The sequence below is a fragment of the Streptomyces sp. NPDC051064 genome (assembly GCF_044455985.1).
Lineage (GTDB): Bacteria > Actinomycetota > Actinomycetes > Streptomycetales > Streptomycetaceae > Streptomyces.
Genome location: NZ_JBITFK010000004.1, coordinates 259,865 through 276,428 on the forward strand (window position 1 = coordinate 259,865; position 16,564 = coordinate 276,428).

The window sequence follows — 16,564 nt, forward strand, 5'->3', positions numbered from 1 at the left end:
GTTCCGCGACAGACGAAGAGCCCGTCAGCAAGCTGACGGGCTCCCGCGAAAACCTGAGACTCAACCTGCCATCAGGTCAGGTCGGGTCAGATCGTCGGCGTCTCGTCGACGATCTCCTTGTGCGGTTCGACGACGAACCTCCAGCCGTCGCTGGGTTCCAGGAACCGCACCCGGGTCGGGTAGATGTCCAGGGCGCGGCGGTCGCGGTTCTGGCTGTTCGCGCTCTTCCGCCCGCGGGCCGGCTCCTCGTACAGGTCGACCTTGACGTCCGGCACCGCGACGGTCTCCTCGCTCCAGCGCTGCACGATGCCCGCGCCGAACGCGTCCCGTGCGGCGGAGTAGAGCGATTCCAGGGAATCCTTGTTCCCGGCGGGCACGAAAAGGGCGAGATTCAGGAGGACGCCGGCACTCTGGAGAACCTCGATCTCTTCCCCCGCCTTGTCGGCAATCCAGATCCCGCTCTCCTCGGCATTATCAGGAAGAACATGAGCCTCCTCGCCGAAGATGGTCCTCACGGCGAAGGCCCCTCCCTCGAAATTCTTTCCCGGCTCCGTGAGGAAAGCCGGTGCGTAGCAGTCGAGAGGAAGGCCGTCCGTCCCCGCCGAGACGAAGATGCCGTCCTGGAGGCCCAGTTCGGAAACCTCTGCGGCCGTAAGACGTCGAGCCGTGACCTTCTCGGTATTCACGCCATTCCCCTTTTTTCGCGGCGTCCTGTAAATCCATTAGGACTATACCACGAAAGCGGCGAGTAATTTCCTCCCGGCGGGGCACCGGGAGAATATTTGCGCATCGCAGGCAAAGCGCAGCCACTGGAGATAAATGCGACGCGAGAACGATTCGAGGCTTCGATGGAGAGCCTTTCGGAATTAGCTCGGCCGCCGAGTCGAATTCGAGCGGTCTCGCGAATGCCTCGTGGGGCCGCCGCCGAAGCCCGAGCCGACTGCTGACCCGGGCGTCTCACGCGCCGCCGCGCGGCGTTCCCGGACCTGGGGCCGGTCATCGAGGTCCCGCCGGTGGTCGGCGGCGCCCGCCCGTCCGCGCGCCGGCCGGCCACCGGCGCGTACGCAAACCCCGCCCGGGCGACGCCCGCCTCCGGTCCGCCGTCGCTCTCCGCGTCCCCCGCGTGGAGGGCGGCGATGCCTCCGGTCCGGCACGCCGGTAGTCTCATCTGGCCGCTGTCGTGGGTGGGGGGATTCGCACATGGAACGAGCACGCACGGACCGCCCGCACCCGGACGGGCCGCGGCGGATCGGCCCGTACCACCTCATCACCCGTCTCGACCCGAGCGGGCCGGGCCAACCGCCCGTCCCCGTACGCCGGTTCATCGGGCGCAGCGCGGACGGTGACCGTACGGTACTCATCAGCGCGCCGCTCGACGGCGCCGACCCGGGGCGCTTCCTCGCCGAGGCCGACGCGGGCCGCCGGCTCCTCGGCCCCTGGGTCCTGCCCGTCGCCGAACTCACCGCCCCGCCCGACGCCCCCTGGTACGCCGCCCCGTACCTCCCCGTGCTCCCGCTCCCGGTGGCGCTCGCCGTGCACGGCGGACCACTGCCCGAGCGCACGGTCCGGTCCCTGGGCGCGGCCCTGGCGGAGGCCCTCACGGGCGCGCACGCCGTCGGCATCACGCACGCCGGTCTGTCCCCCGCCTCCGTGCTCCTCGCCTGGGACGGACCACGCCTGACCTGCTTCGGCGCGGTCCGCACGGCGGCCCCGGACGGCACGGGGCGCACCGGCCTGCCCGGGCTCGAGCCAGGCAGCCTGGCCCCCGAGCAGGCGTCGGGCGGGCGGCCCCGGCCGCCCGGCGACGTCTATGGGCTGGGTGCCGTGCTGGCATACGCGGCGACCGGGCACTCGGTCCCCGACACCTCGGAACTGCCGGAGTCCCTCCGGTCGTTGGTCGCGCGCTGTCTGGCGCGTGACGCCGCCGCCCGCCCGGCCGCGCACGAGGTGCTCGGCGCGCTGGCGGGAGGGTCGTCCGCCCCCGTGGCGACGGTCCTGGACCCGGCCGGCGCACTGCTGGGGCCGGGCTGGCTGCCGAGCCGGGTGGTCGCGGCCATGGCACGCCAGTCCGCGGAGGTCCTCGCCGCGGAAGTCCGTACCCCGATCTCACAGACCGCCAGGACCTGACGCGATGCTCTCCCCTCTGACCCATGACGATCCGGCCGGGCTGGCGGGCTTCCGCCTGCTCGCGCGGCTGGGCCACGGCGGTATGGGAACCGTCTACCTGGCTCGTTCGCAGGGCGGCCGCACGGTCGCTCTGAAGACCATGCACCCGTCCATCGCGGCCGACCCGGCGTCGCGCACCCGCTTCCGCCTGGAGACGGACGCGGCGCGCATCATCGGCGGCCATCACGGCGCCGTCGTCGTCGACGCCGACCCCCTGGCGCCCGCCCCGTGGCTCGCCACCGAATACGTCCTCGGCCCGCCCCTGGACGACGCCGTCGCCCTCTGCGGCCCCCTGCCCGAGGCGACCGTACGCGCGCTGGGCGCCGCGCTCGCCGGGGCCCTCGGTCAGCTCCACACCTCGGACGTGGTCCACCGTGACCTGAAGCCCTCGAACGTGATGGTCACCGCCTACGGGCCCAAGATCATCGACTTCGGCATCGCCCACGCCTCCGGCGGCGACCACCTGACCCGCCCCGGATCCGCCGCCGGGACACCCGCCTTCATGTCCCCCGAGCAGGCGGTCGGCCAGGAACACACCGCCGCGGGTGACGTGTTCGCCCTCGCCGGAGTCCTCCTCCACGCCGCCACCGGCCACGGCCCCTTCGGCACAGGACAGGCCGCGGATCTCCTGTACCGCGTCCGCTACGCCGACCCTGACCTCTCCGGCCTCCCCCCGGCCCTGGCCGCCGTCCTCGGCCCCTGCCTGGCCAAGGATCCGGCCGGGCGGCCCACCACCCACGACCTCGTCCGCCGGCTCCACAGCGGTGAGGGCCACTTCGCGGACCATCTGCCCGACGCCCTGCTCGCCGACATAGCCCGGCGGGCGTCGGAGGTCTGGCAGCACCGGCCGGAGCGGCTTCCCGCTCCCGCCGGTCACGCGACGGCCGAGACCGTCCCGACCACCGCAGCACCCGGCATGAGCCGCCGCAAGCTCCTCACCCTCAGCGGCAGTGCGCTGCTGGCCACGGCGGCCACCGGCGCGGGTGTCTGGGCGGCGACGCGAGAGCGGGGCACGGACGCGCCGGATTCCGCGGGCGCGGGCAGCGCTCCCGTGGCCCGGTGGAAGCGGAACATCACGACGGCTCCACCTGATGAGCTGGGACGTCCGCTGGTGGTCGGCGACAAGTTGATCGTGACCACCGAGGCCGGAGTGAGCGCCGTCGAGGCGTCGACCGGGCGGCCCGTCTGGTCGGGCAACGCGGTGCTGAGCTCCTGGGACGTGGCCACGGACGGTGAGCGGCTCTTCGCGGTGGACTACTCCCTGGACCCGGGAGAGGGGCTCCGTATCGCGGAGATCGACCTCGGCGACGGGTCTCTGACGGATCCGGTCGTGGTCGAGAAGGCGTACAACGGGAAGCTGGTGGGAAACCAGCTTCTCTGTGTCGACGGTGACGTGGCCTGGCTGCTCACCGCGCGGGTGCGTGAGGAGGACACCGCCGAGTCGAGCGGCGTCGGCCCCGAACGGGGCTGGCTCATCGCCTCCTTCTCGCTCTCGACGGGCAAGCGGCGCACCGAGCTGGTCCTGGACGAGGCCGTGCCCGGGGAGTACCCCTGGGTGACCGGTGCCCGGGTGACCGGTTCACGCCTGGTCCTCTTCTTCCGTACGGAATCCGGCGGGGTCGACGCGCTCGTCTGCGACACGCGTACAGGGACGCGCGTCTGGCGGGCGCCCCTCGGTCTCACGGCCGTCGACGCCGCGCGCAGTCCCGTCTCCTTGGACGCCGAGCACCTCTACACCGCGTCGGACGCGGTCAGGGCGCGGCGCGTGAAGGACGGCAAGGAGGCCTGGAGTTACAAGGGGACGAACGTGACCGCGTACGGCCCTCCCACGGTGAAGGACGGAGTCGTCTACGCGGTGGAAGCAGTGGGAGAGCGGGGCCTCGTGGCCATCGACGCGGGGACCGGCGCACTCCTGTGGCGGGAGAAGAACCCCGTGGCGTCCGGGCACGAGCTGAGGGTGGCGCCCACGGTCGACGACACCTACGTCTACAAGCACTGCGCGGCGGGGCTGCGCGCCATCGGTCTCCGCAGCCACGAAACGGCCTGGCTCCACCCGGAGAGTCTCGACAAGTTCAGCGCCCTGATCGCGGAGGGGCTGCTCATCGGCGTCGGAGAAGGGCCCGTGGCCGCCCTTCCGCTGGAGCGGCCCTCGGACCAGGCCTCGTCGTAGGCGCCCCACCTCATCACCACGAAGGGCTCGGCTCACACCATGCAACCTCTCAGTTTCGGCGACCCGATCCGGCTGGGGCCGTACCGCATCGTCGGTGTACTCGGCGAGGGCGGCATGGGCAAGGTGTACGTGGGTCACGACAGTTCCGGCCGCCTCGCGGCCGTCAAGGTGCTCCGTCCCGAGCTCGCGCACGACCACAACCTCGCCCAGCGGTTCCTGCGCGAGGCCCGGACCGCGCAGGCGGTGAGCAGCACCGGTGTGGCACGCGTCGTCGGGTCGCACACCGAGGGCGGGCGCCCCTAGATCGCCACCGAGTACCTGTCGGGGCCGACGCTGGAGCAGGCGGTCGCGGGCCACGGACCGCTGGACGAGGCAGGTGTACGCGCGCTCGCCGCCGCCCTGGCGTCGACCCTGCGGGACATCCACGCGGCGGGGCTGATCCACCGCGACCTCAAGCCGGCGAATATCGTGCTCACTTCCTCGGGTCCCCGCGTCATCGACTTCGGCATCGCGCGCCCCGAGCACGGCCTCACCCTCACCACGACGGGCCAGGCGCCGGCGACCCCCGGATACGGGGCACCTGAGCAGATCCTGGGTCAGCGCGTCGGCCCGTCGGCCGACGTGTTCTCCCTCGGGGCGGTCCTGGTGTACGCGGCGAGCGGCAGGCAGGCGTACGAGGGTGCGCATGTCGCGGCGGTGCAGTACGAGGTGGTGCACGGCAGCCCCGCGCTCCACGCCGTGCCGGAAGCGCTCCGGCCTCTCATCGCGCCGTGCCTGGCCAAGGATCCCGCACACCGTCCCCAGCCCTCGTCGGTGATCCAGATGTCCGCGCCTCCTCGCGGCGCGGACAGGCTGTGGAAGAAGGGTGTTCTCGGCACGCAGATCAAGGAGCACGAGACCCGGACGAGCCGGCTCAGCACTCTGGCCGGCACCACTGTCGCGGAGGCGAAGCCGTCGCGGCGGCTCTTCCTCACCTCGCTCGCCGCCGGCGGAGCGGTGCTTGCTCTGGGCGGCGGCGCGACGGCTTGGTGGCTGAACAGAGGACCCCGTCTGCCGGAAGCCGCGGACGCCGCGCCGGCGGAACTGCTGGCCGCCGGTGAGTACGGGTCGGGCACGCTGCCCAAGCCCCTCTGGGGGCCGCTGAAGGCAGCCGCGCCGAGTGCGTCCATGCTGCTGCCGGTGCGGGATGTGGTCATGATGGCCGGCTCGTCGGAAGGACTTGCGGCGCACAGGGTGACCGACGGCCGCCTGAAGTGGACGCTTCCGGAGGTGTCGTCCTCCGCGGGCTTCCTGAAGCTGACGGGCGAGCAGTTCGTCGCAGCCGACGCCGACGGCGACGTCCGCTGCTACGACGCGTCCACCAGCGAGCCGCAGTGGAGTGTCCCGGCGAAGGCGGAGAAGCTGCTGGCCACCGCGTCCGACGCGAAGCTCGTCTTCGTGCTGACGAAGGACGGGGAAATGGCCGCCGTCGACACCGAGGTGCACAAGGTCCGCTGGACGGCGGGTGACCCAGCCGAGGCCACCGTCGACCAGGCCGCCGTGGCCGTTGCCGGATCGGGCCGGCTGGTCGTCTGCACGGCGGACGGGCACTACTTCGCCCTCGACTCCGCCAATGGCGACGTGGCCTGGCAGCTGGGCGGCCACGCCGGGACGGCGCTGACCCCTGCCGTCGAGGAGCGGTTCGTCTACGTCGGCGGGACGTCGCTCCTGGCACTCGACCTGGAGACCGGCGACGAGGTCTGGTCGGCGCCTTCGCACTCCCTGAGTCCCGAGCAGGACGGATGGGGCTCCCCCGTGATATCCGGCGGCTCCCTCGTCGCCATCGACGACGGCCGCCTCTACCGGGTCGACAAGGCATCCGGCGCCGAGGACGGATACATCGCGTGGCCGGACGGCACCCTCCCGTCCCGCACACCACCGGTCCTCCAGGGCAGCACTCTCTGGATCGCCGAGGGGGGCACCTCGTCAGGCGTATCGGCTTTCGGGAACAGCCCGGGCGACGAATCGGACGGCGAGCTCATGTGGACCTACGAGCCGGAGTCGGAGGGCGACTGGCACATGGCCGCCGCGGGAAACCGGGTGTTCCTCCTGAACAAGGGCTCGGTCGTCGCGCTGCCGGTGTTCTGAACGTACGCCGCGGTGCCGCGCTCAGCTGCCGGGAAGGGCGGCCGCCAGGTCCAGGGCTTCGGCCACCGCGCCCGGGATGTCGGTGACGGGCAGCATCACATGGCGCACCACGCGGTCCGGGCCGACGACCAGGATGAGGCGTTTGATACGGAGATCCTGGCCCGTCCGGAAGGTCGGCAGCCGCAGCGCCGCCGTGAGCCGGAGCCGGGCGTCGGACAGCAGGAGGAACGGCAGTTCCTCGGCCTTCGCGAAGTCCGCCTGCGCCTCGGGGGGCTGGGTGCTGACACCGTGGACGGCGACGCCGGCCGCTTCGAAGCGGGGCCACGCCTGCCGGAACAGGCGGCTCTCCAAGGTGCATCCCACGCCCCCCGGAATCCCCTCCGGGATGCCCGTGCCCGGGTACGCGAAGACGACCGTGGCCCGCGCCCCTTCGCCGACCACGTCGTGCGGACGGCCGTCCGTGCCCGGCAGGGTCAGGCCTGCGGGGACGGTCTCCCCCACCAGCCCCCGGGTGCGCCGGGTCTCGGCGGCCTCCTCGCCCGGGAGCCCGGTGACGGTGCCGTCCCCGAGCAGCCAGCGGTCCGCCCAGTCCTGGAGGGAGACCAGGACGGGCACGAAGCCCTGCCCGCGTGGCGTCAGGTGGTACTCGTACCGCTCCGGGCGCTCCTGGTAGAGACGGCGTTCCAGGATTTCGCTCCCGACCAGTCCGCGCAGCCGCTCGGTGAGGACCTTGCGGGACACGCCGAGTTCCTGGGCCAGGCTCTCGAAGCGCACATGCCCGCGTGCGACCTCGCGGAGCACCAGCAGACTCCACCAGTCCCCCACCACGGCAGCCGCCTGAGCGATCCCACACGTGTCATCGGCCGCGCGGCGTGGATTCATGGCTGCACTCCGAAGGGGCGAGGGTGGGACGGTCGGCCCCATCCTAAGTAAGTTCCCTTTCGGAACCGCCGCCTGCGGCCCTGGCGTAACGCGCGGCGAGTTCGGCGAACGCACGGGTGAGCTGCGGTGGGCCGATGACGTGGATGTCGGTCTCGAAGTGACCGATGGTGGTGGCGAGACCGGTCCACGACCAGGAGCCGAGGGTGAGTCGGCAGCGGACGGGGCCGAGTTCCTCCACGATCCCGTCCCGCGCGAAGGGCGCCACGGCCTGCGCGGGGAGGCCGAGGACCACTTCGCCGCGGCAGGGCCAGTCGGTGGTGGAGCCGTCGGTCCCCCGGAACCGGCCCGTGACGAACGCGGCTACGTCGTGCCCGGGGAGGTCGCGCGGGGTGAAGCGCGGGCCGGTGGGGGTGCGGGGACGGATGCGGTCGACGCGGAAGGTGCGCCAGTCGGCACGGTCGAGATCCCACGCGATCAGGTACCAGTGGCCGCGCCAGGTGACGAGGTGGTGCGGCTGGGTCCGGCGGGCCCGGCCGGGGGCGTCGTGCCCGTAGTCGAAGCGCAGCTCCTCGCGGGCGTGGATCACGCGGCCCAGCTCCACGAGGAGCTCCGTACCGGCCGGGGAGGTCTCCTCGGCGCCGGGCGGCTGGACCGCGGTGACCCGCAGCGTGCCGATGCGCTGACGCAGGCGGGGCGGCATGACCTGGCGGACGGTGGCCAGGGCCCGTGCGGCATCCTCGCCGATCGTGCCGTCGGTGGCCGCGGACTGCAGGGCGAGAGCCAGGGCCACGGCCTGGCCGTCGTCGAACAGCAGCGGGGGCAGCAGCGAACCGGCGTCCAGGCGGTAGCCGCCGGCGGGCCCCTTGAAGGCGCGGACCGGGTAGCCCAGTTCCCGCAAGCGGTCGATGTCGCGCCGCACCGTGCGCGGGGTGATGTCGAGCCGCTCGGCGAGATCGTCACCGGACCAGTCGCGATGCGTCTGGAGCAGCGAGAGCAGCGCGAGCAGCCGGGAGGACGTCTTCTGCATGCTCACCATCCTCCCTTGATTACAGGACACAACCTGTCCGCTACCCGTGGAATGGTCGGTATCAAGAACAGCCGCAGCAGCAAGGGAGAAGGCCATGTCCGTCACGACCACCACTCATCTGAACTTCCGGGGCGACGCGAGGGCGGCGCTGGACCACTACCGGTCCGTCTTCGGCGGGCGCGTCACCGCCGTCACGTACAAGGACATGGGCGACGTGCGGAACGAGAACGAGGCGGACCGGGTCGTCTGGGGCGAGGTCACGGGCGACAACGGCTTCCACGTCATGGCCTACGACGTGCCGTCCCAGCTGCCCTGGGACCAGGGCAGCAGCCCGTTCTTCGTCTCGGTGCGCGGTGACGACACGGATGAGATCAGCGCCCTCTGGCAGAAGCTGGCGGAGGGCTCGACGGTGGTGCAACCCCTGGAACCGTCGCAGTGGGCGCCGCTGTACGGCATGCTCACCGACCGCTTCGGCGTGACCTGGGTCCTGGACGTCGCGGCACCGTACAACGGCTGATCCACTCCCATGACCGTCCTCAGCGCACGCGCTCTCAACCGCGCCACCCTCGCCCGGCAGTACCTGCTCGAGCGCGCCACCACACCGGTCGTGGAGGCGGTGGCGCACCTGGCGGGCCTCCAGGCCCAGGAACCGCAGGAGCCCTTCACCGGCCTGTGGACGAGGTTGCGCGCCTTCACACCCGACCGGCTCGACCAGGCGCTGACGGAACGGCACGTCGTACGCACACACCTGATGCGGCGCACCGTCCACCTGGTCACCAACGACGACGCTCTCGCCTGGCGGTCCCGCCACGACGCCATGCTGCTCCAGCGGGTGATGGGCACCTACCGGCTCGAACTCGCCGGCATCGACCCCGGCGAGGTCGCCGCGGCCGGCCGGGCGGTCATGGCCGACGGCCGGCCCCGCACCATGGCCGAGCTCGTCCAGGCGCTCCAGGACCGCTGGCCCGGCCCGCCGCGCCGCGCTCTGGGCGAGCTCGTCGTCGCCGCCCTGGTCCCGATGGCGCAGCTTCCCCCGCGCGGTCTGTGGAAGACGACGGCCGGCGTGCGGAACCTGCCCCTGGCCGCGTGGCTCGGACGTGATCCGGCCCCGCTGCCCGACGACGCCGACGACCCGGTCGGACAGCGGCTGGTGCGCCGCTACCTCGCCGCCTACGGGCCCGCCGCCACGGCGGACATCCGCGCCTGGAGCGGTCTGGCCGGTCTCCCCGCGGCGGTCAAAGCCCTCCGGGACGAGCTGGTCACCTTTCGGGACGAACGCGGCCGGCTGCTCCTCGACCTGCCCGACGCACCGCGGCCGGCGCCGGACACCCCCGCCCCCGTCCGGTTCCTCCCGGCCTTCGACAACGCGATCCTCGGCTACGACGACCGCAGCCGCATCATCGACGACGCCGACCTCGGCCTGTCCGTCGCGGGGGAACGCGCCGTGCTCGTCGACGGCCGCGTCGCCGCCACCTGGACCACGGACGACCGGCGCCTGCGCGTCACGCCCTTGCGGCTCCTCTCTCCCCGGGAGCGGGAAGCAGTCGAGGAGGAGGGCCACGGGCTGGCCGCCTTCCTGGACGAGGGCATCGACCGTGTCGCGATCACACCCGGCTGAGCCGGTCGCCAGGCCACGGGCGACTCCAGGGCAGCGCGCATCAGGGCGCTTGCGGGGAGGCACCCCCCTGCACGCGCCCCGGGCCGTCAGGCCGTCACGGGGCGAGCCAGGGCCTGCGGCCGGGGCCCGTCGGGTGGGTGCCCGTGACTCCCATGAGGACCGAGTAGAGGCTGGTCTCCGCGGTGATGAAGAGGCGGTTGCGCTTGTCACCGCCCCAGGCGATGTTGGCCACCGCCTCCGGGACGACGAGCCGTCCGATCAGCGTGCCGTCCGGGTCGTAGCAGTGCACCCCGTCGTCCATGGCAGCCACCCAGAGCCGGCCGCCGTCGTCGAAGCGGAGGTTGTCGAAGCGGGCGGCCTCCCTGGCCCCGGCCTCGGCGAAGATCTCACCGTCCGACAGCGTGCCGTCCTCCCGTACGTCGAAGACCCGGACGAAGCCCGCGCGGGTGTCGGAGACGAACAGCTGCCGCTCGTCCACCGAGAAGACGAGCCCGTTCGGCGCGCCGAAACAGTCGGCGACCAGGCGCACTTCACCGGTGGACGGATCGACGCGGTAGACGTTGTTGGAGCCGATCTCGCTCTCCGCGCGATAGCCCTCGTAGTCGCTGGTGATACCGAAGTCCGGGTCGGAGAACCATATCGAGCCGTCGGACTTCACGGTGGCGTCGTTGGGACTGTTCAGACGCCTGCCCTGCCAGCGGTCCGCGAGCACGGTCACCGTGCCGTCGTGTTCGGTCCGCGTCACCCGCCGGTTGCCCTGCTCGCAGGTGACGAGCCGCCCCTCACGGTCGAGGGTGTTGCCGTTGGTGTGCCCCGCCGTACGGCGGAAGACGCTCACGGCGCCCGTCTCCTCCTCCCAGCGCAGCAGCCGGTCGTTCGGGATGTCGCTCCAGACCAGGTGGCGCCAGGCGGGCACGTACACGGGGCCTTCGGCCCAGCGGCAGCCGGTGTACAGGACCTCGAGACCGTCGTCGCCGTTCATGCACCGCCCCGCGCGGAACCGGTCGTCGAAGCTCTCGTACAGCCCGGGGTGCTCGCTGGTCATGGACATCCATCCCTTCGCCCGACGCCGAACGCTTCGGCTCTGCCGAAGATTGCTGGATACCCGGGCCGGGGATCAAGGGGAGACCTTCGCCACATCGGGCCCGGTCCGGGGATGCGGAGGCGGCGGTCGTCTGTTGGCGACGGGTGGACCCGCCCCCACCCTTCGAACAGGACACGCAGTGACAGACGAGAATGCCCGCCGAGCAGCAGCCGCTCTCTCCCGCCCGTTCGCGGTCCGCGGCCTGACCTCGCGCAACCGGATCGCCATGGCACCCATGACCAGGCAGTTCTCCCCGAACGGTGTTCCGGGCCAGGATGTGGCGGACTACTACGCCCGCCGCGCCGCGGGCGGCGTGGGGCTGATCATCACCGAGGGCACCTACGTCGACCACGCCTCCGCCGGCACCAGTGGCCGGATCCCGCTGTTCCACGGCGAGGACGCGTTCGCGGGCTGGGCGGGTGTCGTGGACTCCGTACACCGCGAGGGCGGCGCGATCATCCCCCAGCTCTGGCACGTGGGCGTCACGCGCACCGAAGGCGCCCCGCCGGTGGCGAAGGCGGAGCCGGTCGGCCCGTCGGGCGTGTCCCTGGCCGGCGAGCCCAAGGGGCGCGCCATGACACAGAAGGACCTCGACGACGTCATCGCCGCGTTCGCCGACGCGGCGGCGAACGCGGAGCGCCTCGGCTTCGACGGCGTCGAACTGCACGGAGCACACGGCTACTTGATCGACCAGTTCCTCTGGGAGGGCAGCAACCGCCGCACCGACGCGTACGGCGGGGACATCGTCGCCCGCACGCGTTTCGCGGCGGAGATCGTGGCGGCGTGCCGCGCGGCCGTGTCCGACTCCTTCCCGCTCTTCTTCCGCATGTCCCAGTGGAAGATGGACGCCTACGAGGCGAAGCTCGCCCGGACCCCCGAGGAGCTGGACACCCTCCTGACGCCGCTTGCCGAGGCCGGTGTCGACGTCTTCCACGCCTCCACCCGCCGCTACTGGCTGCCGGAGTTCGACGACTCCGACCTGAACCTCGCCGGATGGGTGAAGAAGATCAGCGGCAGGCCGACGGTCACCGTCGGGTCCGTCGGCCTGGACGGTGACTTCTTCAGCGCCTTCCAGGGCAACAGCTCCTCGGTCACCGGCATCGACCAGCTGCTGGACCGGCTGGAGCGCGACGAGTTCGACATGGTCGCGGTCGGACGTGCGCTGATCGCCGACCCCGAGTGGGCCGCGAAGACCCTGCGGGGGCGTACGGAGGACATCACGCCGTTCGGGGCGGAGATGCTGAAGACCCTGCGCTGATCCGGCCGGGGCCGGGGCGGGCACGGCGGGCGGATGCCCGCCGTGCTCCAGGCCATCGCCCAGCAGCGAGGTGATTGAGTGTGGTGCCTGACGTCGCCTCAGCGGCTCAGGGCCTCGGCCCGCTGCGCGAGGGCCTCGTTCATGGCTCGGAACTGCGGCAGGGTGTCGGACTTGAGCTGTCCCGCGACGAACGGCACGGCGACGCCGGTGAATTCCTCGCTCTGGGTCAGCCGGACCCAGCCCGGACCGGTCTGCTCGATGAGGAAGCGGTGCTCCCCGTCCGCGATCCAGCCAGGCCCCATCCTGCCGAGCCAGCGCAGCTCCCGGCCCGGCTCGGCGGCGAGGATCTCCGGGGTGAACGTGGTGTCGCCGGTCCCGGAGTGCAGGACGTTGCGCATCCGTGCGCCCTTCTCGAGCCGGCCGCCCTTCGAGGTCACCTCCGCCGACGTCATGAACGGATTCCACTCCGGGTACGCGGCGAAGTCCGTCAGCACCTGCCACACCTCCTCGGGCGTCGCCTGGATCTCCATGGCGGCCGTGAGCCGCACCGGGCGGGTGTTGGTCCAGACGGTGAAGGCGGCGAGGAGGACCACGAGGCCCAGCAGCGCGGTGAGCAGACGGCGGCGCCCGCGCCGTCCGACGGGGCGCGGGCGGGGTGCCGTGCCGGGCGTTGCGGTGAATCCGGTGGTCCGGGGGGTGCTGCTCATCGGAGGCCTCTTTCGCTCTGAGTGGTGAGAGGGGAACGCGGCCGTACGGTGGGGCGGTGGATCAGGCCGAGGAGCCGTCCAGCGCGCTGCCGACGACGCGGGCGACGTACGCCGCGCCGATGGGCTGCCCTGTGACGAGCAGCCGGTAGTAGAGCGCGCCCGCAAGCTGGTCGAAGATGACTTCCGGGTCGGCGGTGGCCCGCAACTCGCCGTGATCACGCGCCTGTTCGAGCAGGGTCAGCGCCAGGGAGTTACGTCGGGCGAACATCTCCTGCACCGCCGCGCCGACATCGGCGTGGCGGGCCGCCGCGGCGGCGACCTCCGCCACCAGGCCCGCGGACGCGTCGCCCGACGCGGCGGGGCGGCCGGCCCGCCGCATGCGGTCGAGCCCGTCCACGATCTTGCCCAGGTACTGCGTGAGGTCGGCCCGGACGTCACCGCTGTACTCGACCGGCACCTGTTCCTGCAGGCGCGCCACCACCGCGACGATCAGATGATCCTTGGTGGGCCACCGCCGGTAGAGCGTGGTTTTCGCGACGCCGGCCGCAACCGCCACCTCGTCGACCGAGAAGCGGTCGTATCCGCGGTTGAGCAGCGACTCCAGGGCGGCGTCGATGATGCGGGCGTCCGCGTCCTCGCTGCGCGGCCGGCCACGTCGGGCTGCGGGTTCCATGGCTGGGCTCCTCATTTTCGCTACGGCCGTTTCGAAGAAGGTAGCGAGACCTCTTCCTTTACGCAACGGCCGTAGCGAAAATAACCGAATCCCGGTTCCGGCCCACCCGGACCGGGCTCGGTGTACAGTTTTCGAGTCCTGTCGTCTCCGATAGAGGTGGACGTTGCGCATCTGAGGTCCGCGATCATCGCGCGGTACGGCCCCTGCCGTAGCCCGTCACGCCTTGTCGGCTTTCTGCCGCCGCGTGACCCACCGCGTGGATGCGACCTCGGTGCAGGATCCGTCCCCCGTATGCCCGGAGGACCGCACCCCTTCCTCTCCCGGCCGGTCGCCGCGTGGTGCTCGCACACGAAGCCCCTGTTCACACGCTTGCGACTGCGAGGACCACATGACCCACCCCACTACGCCCGCCGGCTCCCTCAGCTGCTCCGCCCTGTCCTTCCGGTGGGCGGACGGCACGGAGGTCTTCGACGGGCTGTCCCTCAGCGTCCCCCGGGGCCGCACCGGGCTCGTCGGGACCAACGGCTCCGGGAAGTCCACCCTGCTGCGGCTGCTGGCGGGCCGGCTGAAGCCCTCCGCCGGCTCGGTGACCGCCGGCGGGCACCTCGCCTACCTGCCGCAGAACCTCACCCTCGACACGGACCTCCGCGTCGAGGACGCGCTCGGCATCACCGAGCGGCGTACGGCGCTGCGCGCGATCGAGGCCGGCGACGTCGCCGACAAGCACTTCGAGACCGTCGGCGACGACTGGGACGTCGAGGAGCGGGCCCTGGCGACCCTGGGGTCCCTCGGCCTCGGCGACATCGCCCTCGACCGCACCGTGGGACAGCTTTCCGGCGGCGAGACCGTGCTGCTCCGGCTGGCCGCGCTCCTGCTGGAACGCCCCGACGTCCTGCTGCTCGACGAGCCGACCAACAACCTCGACGTGTTCGCGCGACGCCGGCTGTACGACGCCGTCGAGTCCTGGCGCTCCGGAGTGCTCCTCGTGGTCAGCCACGACCGTGACCTGCTGGAACGCGTGGACCGGATCGCCGATCTGCGCGCCGGTGCGGTGAGTTGGTACGGCGGCGGCTGGTCCGCCTACGAGGAGGCGCTGGCCACCCAGCAGGAGGCGGCCGGGCGCATGGTGCGGGCCGCCGAGTCCGACGTACGCCGCCAGAAGCGCGAGCTGGAGGAGGCCCAGATCAAGGTCGCCCGCCGCCAGCGGCACAACAAGAAGATGGACGCCCAGCGGCGCGCTCCCCGGATCGTCGCGGGTGCGCACAAGAGGTCCTCCCAGGAGGCGGCCGGCAAGCTCCACGGTCTGCACGAGGACCGTCTCCAGGAGGCGCGGGAGCGGCTCGACACGGCGTCGGAGGCGATCCGGGAGGACGCCGAGATCCGGGTGCGGCTGCCGCACACCGCCGTACCCGCGGGCCGCACGGTCCTCAGCGCGCAGGGCCTGCGTCCCCGCTTCGGCGCCCTGCGCGACGGTGAACTCCATGTCCGGGGGCCGGAACGCATCGCGCTCATCGGGCGGAACGGGGCGGGCAAGACGACGCTGCTGCGCACCCTCACCGGGGAGCTGGCGCCGGAGGCCGGCGAGGCCAGGGCGCATGTGCCGCTGCGTTTCCTCCCGCAGCGGCTCGACGTGCTGGACGACGGGCTGAGCGTCGCGGCGAACGTGGCCCGCGCGGCGCCCGGGACCACCGACAACGAGATCCGCTCCCAGCTCGCCCGCTTCCTGTTCAAGGGGGCACGGGCCGAGCAGCCGGCGGGCACCCTCTCCGGCGGCGAACGCTTCCGCGCGGCCCTCGCGGCGACGATGCTCGCCACACCGGCCCCGCAGCTGCTGATGCTCGACGAGCCGACCAACAATCTGGACCTGGCAAGCGTCCGGCAGCTGACGAGCGCCCTGGAGTCCTACGAGGGCGCGCTGATGATCGCGGGCCACGATCTGGCGTTCCTGGATTCGGTCGGAATCACCCGCTGGCTGCTCGTGGGCGAGGAGCTCACCGAACTGAGCGCCGAGGAGGTGCGCGAGCTGCTCGGCACGCCCGACGCGATCAGGTGACCGGTGGTGTACTGGAAGGGTGCGGGCCGCGCTCCCGGGCCCGCCCCAGGCACCACCGGCTACTGATCCGGATCCCGTCATGCACCGTCCTCAAGGATTCCGATTCCGAGGCGTTTCCCGGGCCCTCGCGGGCGCGGCCGTCGCCCTGGTGGCGGCCGGAGGACCGGCGGTGGCCGCCGGCTCTCCCCCGGCCGCACCCGCGGCAGCGCCGGCCGTCGCGGGCCCGTCCGCCGGGGCCCCGACCGACCGGACCGACCCGCGTACGGCGACCGCCGAGCTCACCGTCCCGGCGCTCGGCATGACGGAGCTGCGCGTCGTCCCGTACGAGGGGACGACGGACGACGGGCCCGGGACCCGCGTCCAGGACCGCGGTGTGGCCGCCAGCCCGTACGGCGAGGACGGCGGCGTCGGGCCCGGCGAGACCGGGAACTACCTCGTGACGGCCCACCGGCTCTCCGCCGGGGGCCCGTTCCGCGATCTGCCGTCGCTGGAGAAGGGCGACAAGGTCCTGGTCACGGAGGGCTCCACGGTGTACGAGTACCGGATCACGGAGACCAGGGAGACGTCCTTCCGGTCCGAGCGCTCGCTGGCCGAACAGCGGGCCGAGGTGCCGGGTGAGCCGGGTGAGAAGCCGACCCGGGCGATGATCACCCTGTCCACCTGCGCGACCCCGGAGGACGACGCGGCCGGGAACTTCTGGCGCGACGCCCACCACAATCCGGAGCACCGCATCGACAAGATCGGCGTACTGGTCTCCTCCCGGCCCGCGTGAACCGGGCCCCGGCCCGGTCGAACCGGG

Annotated in this window: 15 protein-coding genes; 9 read left to right on the top strand and 6 right to left on the bottom strand. The window is 72.3% G+C overall.

The window, feature by feature from the left end; translation table 11 throughout:
• Positions 1 to 86: 86 nt before the first annotated feature.
• Positions 87 to 686, bottom strand: coding sequence for a hypothetical protein (locus tag ACIBCU_RS16105; RefSeq protein WP_362927405.1), 600 nt, complete (start codon positions 684 to 686; stop codon positions 87 to 89).
• 514 nt (positions 687 to 1,200) lie between these two features.
• Between ACIBCU_RS16105 and ACIBCU_RS16110 the strand changes: the two genes are divergently transcribed.
• From ACIBCU_RS16110 to ACIBCU_RS16125, 4 genes are read left to right on the top strand one after another with little or no spacing between them, the layout of a single operon-like run.
• Positions 1,201 to 2,127, top strand: coding sequence for a serine/threonine protein kinase (locus ACIBCU_RS16110; RefSeq protein ID WP_362927406.1), 927 nt, complete (start codon positions 1,201 to 1,203; stop codon positions 2,125 to 2,127).
• Positions 2,128 to 2,131: 4 nt separating this feature from the next.
• Complete coding sequence (locus tag ACIBCU_RS16115; RefSeq protein ID WP_399231918.1) at positions 2,132 to 4,336, top strand: PQQ-binding-like beta-propeller repeat protein; 2,205 nt, start codon at positions 2,132 to 2,134, stop codon at positions 4,334 to 4,336.
• Positions 4,337 to 4,375: 39 nt separating this feature from the next.
• Positions 4,376 to 4,639 (top strand): hypothetical protein, encoded by a 264-nt coding sequence (locus ACIBCU_RS16120; protein ID WP_399231920.1) that lies wholly within the window; start codon positions 4,376 to 4,378, stop codon positions 4,637 to 4,639.
• Between the two features lie 15 nt (positions 4,640 to 4,654).
• Positions 4,655 to 6,463, top strand: coding sequence for a PQQ-binding-like beta-propeller repeat protein (locus ACIBCU_RS16125; protein ID WP_399232320.1), 1,809 nt, complete (start codon positions 4,655 to 4,657; stop codon positions 6,461 to 6,463).
• Between the two features lie 21 nt (positions 6,464 to 6,484).
• On the opposite strand, the gene ACIBCU_RS16130 is transcribed toward ACIBCU_RS16125, so the two are convergent.
• Both ACIBCU_RS16130 and ACIBCU_RS16135 read right to left on the bottom strand, forming a co-directional pair.
• Complete coding sequence (locus ACIBCU_RS16130) at positions 6,485 to 7,345, bottom strand: winged helix-turn-helix transcriptional regulator (protein ID WP_362927409.1); 861 nt, start codon at positions 7,343 to 7,345, stop codon at positions 6,485 to 6,487.
• Positions 7,346 to 7,388: 43 nt separating this feature from the next.
• Positions 7,389 to 8,372, bottom strand: a complete 984-nt coding sequence (locus tag ACIBCU_RS16135; protein WP_399231923.1) for a helix-turn-helix transcriptional regulator — start codon at positions 8,370 to 8,372, stop codon at positions 7,389 to 7,391.
• 94 nt (positions 8,373 to 8,466) lie between these two features.
• On the opposite strand from ACIBCU_RS16135, the gene ACIBCU_RS16140 reads away from it, so the two are divergent.
• A complete protein-coding gene (locus ACIBCU_RS16140; protein WP_362927411.1) occupies positions 8,467 to 8,889 on the top strand; it encodes a VOC family protein in 423 nt (140 codons plus the stop codon).
• A 9-nt stretch (positions 8,890 to 8,898) separates the two neighbouring features.
• Entirely contained in the window at positions 8,899 to 9,990 is a 1,092-nt protein-coding gene (locus ACIBCU_RS16145; RefSeq protein ID WP_399231925.1) for a winged helix DNA-binding domain-containing protein, read from the top strand.
• A 94-nt stretch (positions 9,991 to 10,084) separates the two neighbouring features.
• Here the strand turns inward: ACIBCU_RS16145 and ACIBCU_RS16150 are convergent, their stop codons facing one another.
• Positions 10,085 to 11,035, bottom strand: a complete 951-nt coding sequence (locus tag ACIBCU_RS16150; RefSeq protein ID WP_399231927.1) for an SMP-30/gluconolactonase/LRE family protein — start codon at positions 11,033 to 11,035, stop codon at positions 10,085 to 10,087.
• A gap of 178 nt (positions 11,036 to 11,213) precedes the next feature.
• Between ACIBCU_RS16150 and ACIBCU_RS16155 the strand changes: the two genes are divergently transcribed.
• Positions 11,214 to 12,332 carry an NADH:flavin oxidoreductase gene (locus ACIBCU_RS16155; protein WP_399231929.1) on the top strand — a complete coding sequence of 373 codons (1,119 nt, stop codon included), beginning with the start codon at positions 11,214 to 11,216 and terminating at the stop codon, positions 12,330 to 12,332.
• Positions 12,333 to 12,430: 98 nt separating this feature from the next.
• Here the strand turns inward: ACIBCU_RS16155 and ACIBCU_RS16160 are convergent, their stop codons facing one another.
• Together ACIBCU_RS16160 and ACIBCU_RS16165 are read right to left on the bottom strand one after the other, a co-directional pair.
• Entirely contained in the window at positions 12,431 to 13,039 is a 609-nt protein-coding gene (locus ACIBCU_RS16160; protein ID WP_399231931.1) for an SRPBCC family protein, read from the bottom strand.
• A 61-nt stretch (positions 13,040 to 13,100) separates the two neighbouring features.
• The gene (locus ACIBCU_RS16165) at positions 13,101 to 13,712 is read right to left on the bottom strand and encodes a TetR/AcrR family transcriptional regulator (RefSeq protein WP_362927416.1); all 612 of its coding nucleotides are present in this window, start codon (positions 13,710 to 13,712) and stop codon (positions 13,101 to 13,103) included.
• Positions 13,713 to 14,100: 388 nt separating this feature from the next.
• On the opposite strand from ACIBCU_RS16165, the gene ACIBCU_RS16170 reads away from it, so the two are divergent.
• Positions 14,101 to 15,765 carry an ABC-F family ATP-binding cassette domain-containing protein gene (locus ACIBCU_RS16170; RefSeq protein ID WP_362927417.1) on the top strand — a complete coding sequence of 555 codons (1,665 nt, stop codon included), beginning with the start codon at positions 14,101 to 14,103 and terminating at the stop codon, positions 15,763 to 15,765.
• Positions 15,766 to 15,844: 79 nt separating this feature from the next.
• A complete protein-coding gene (locus tag ACIBCU_RS16175) occupies positions 15,845 to 16,537 on the top strand; it encodes a class E sortase (protein ID WP_362927418.1) in 693 nt (230 codons plus the stop codon).
• Positions 16,538 to 16,564: the final 27 nt, after the last annotated feature.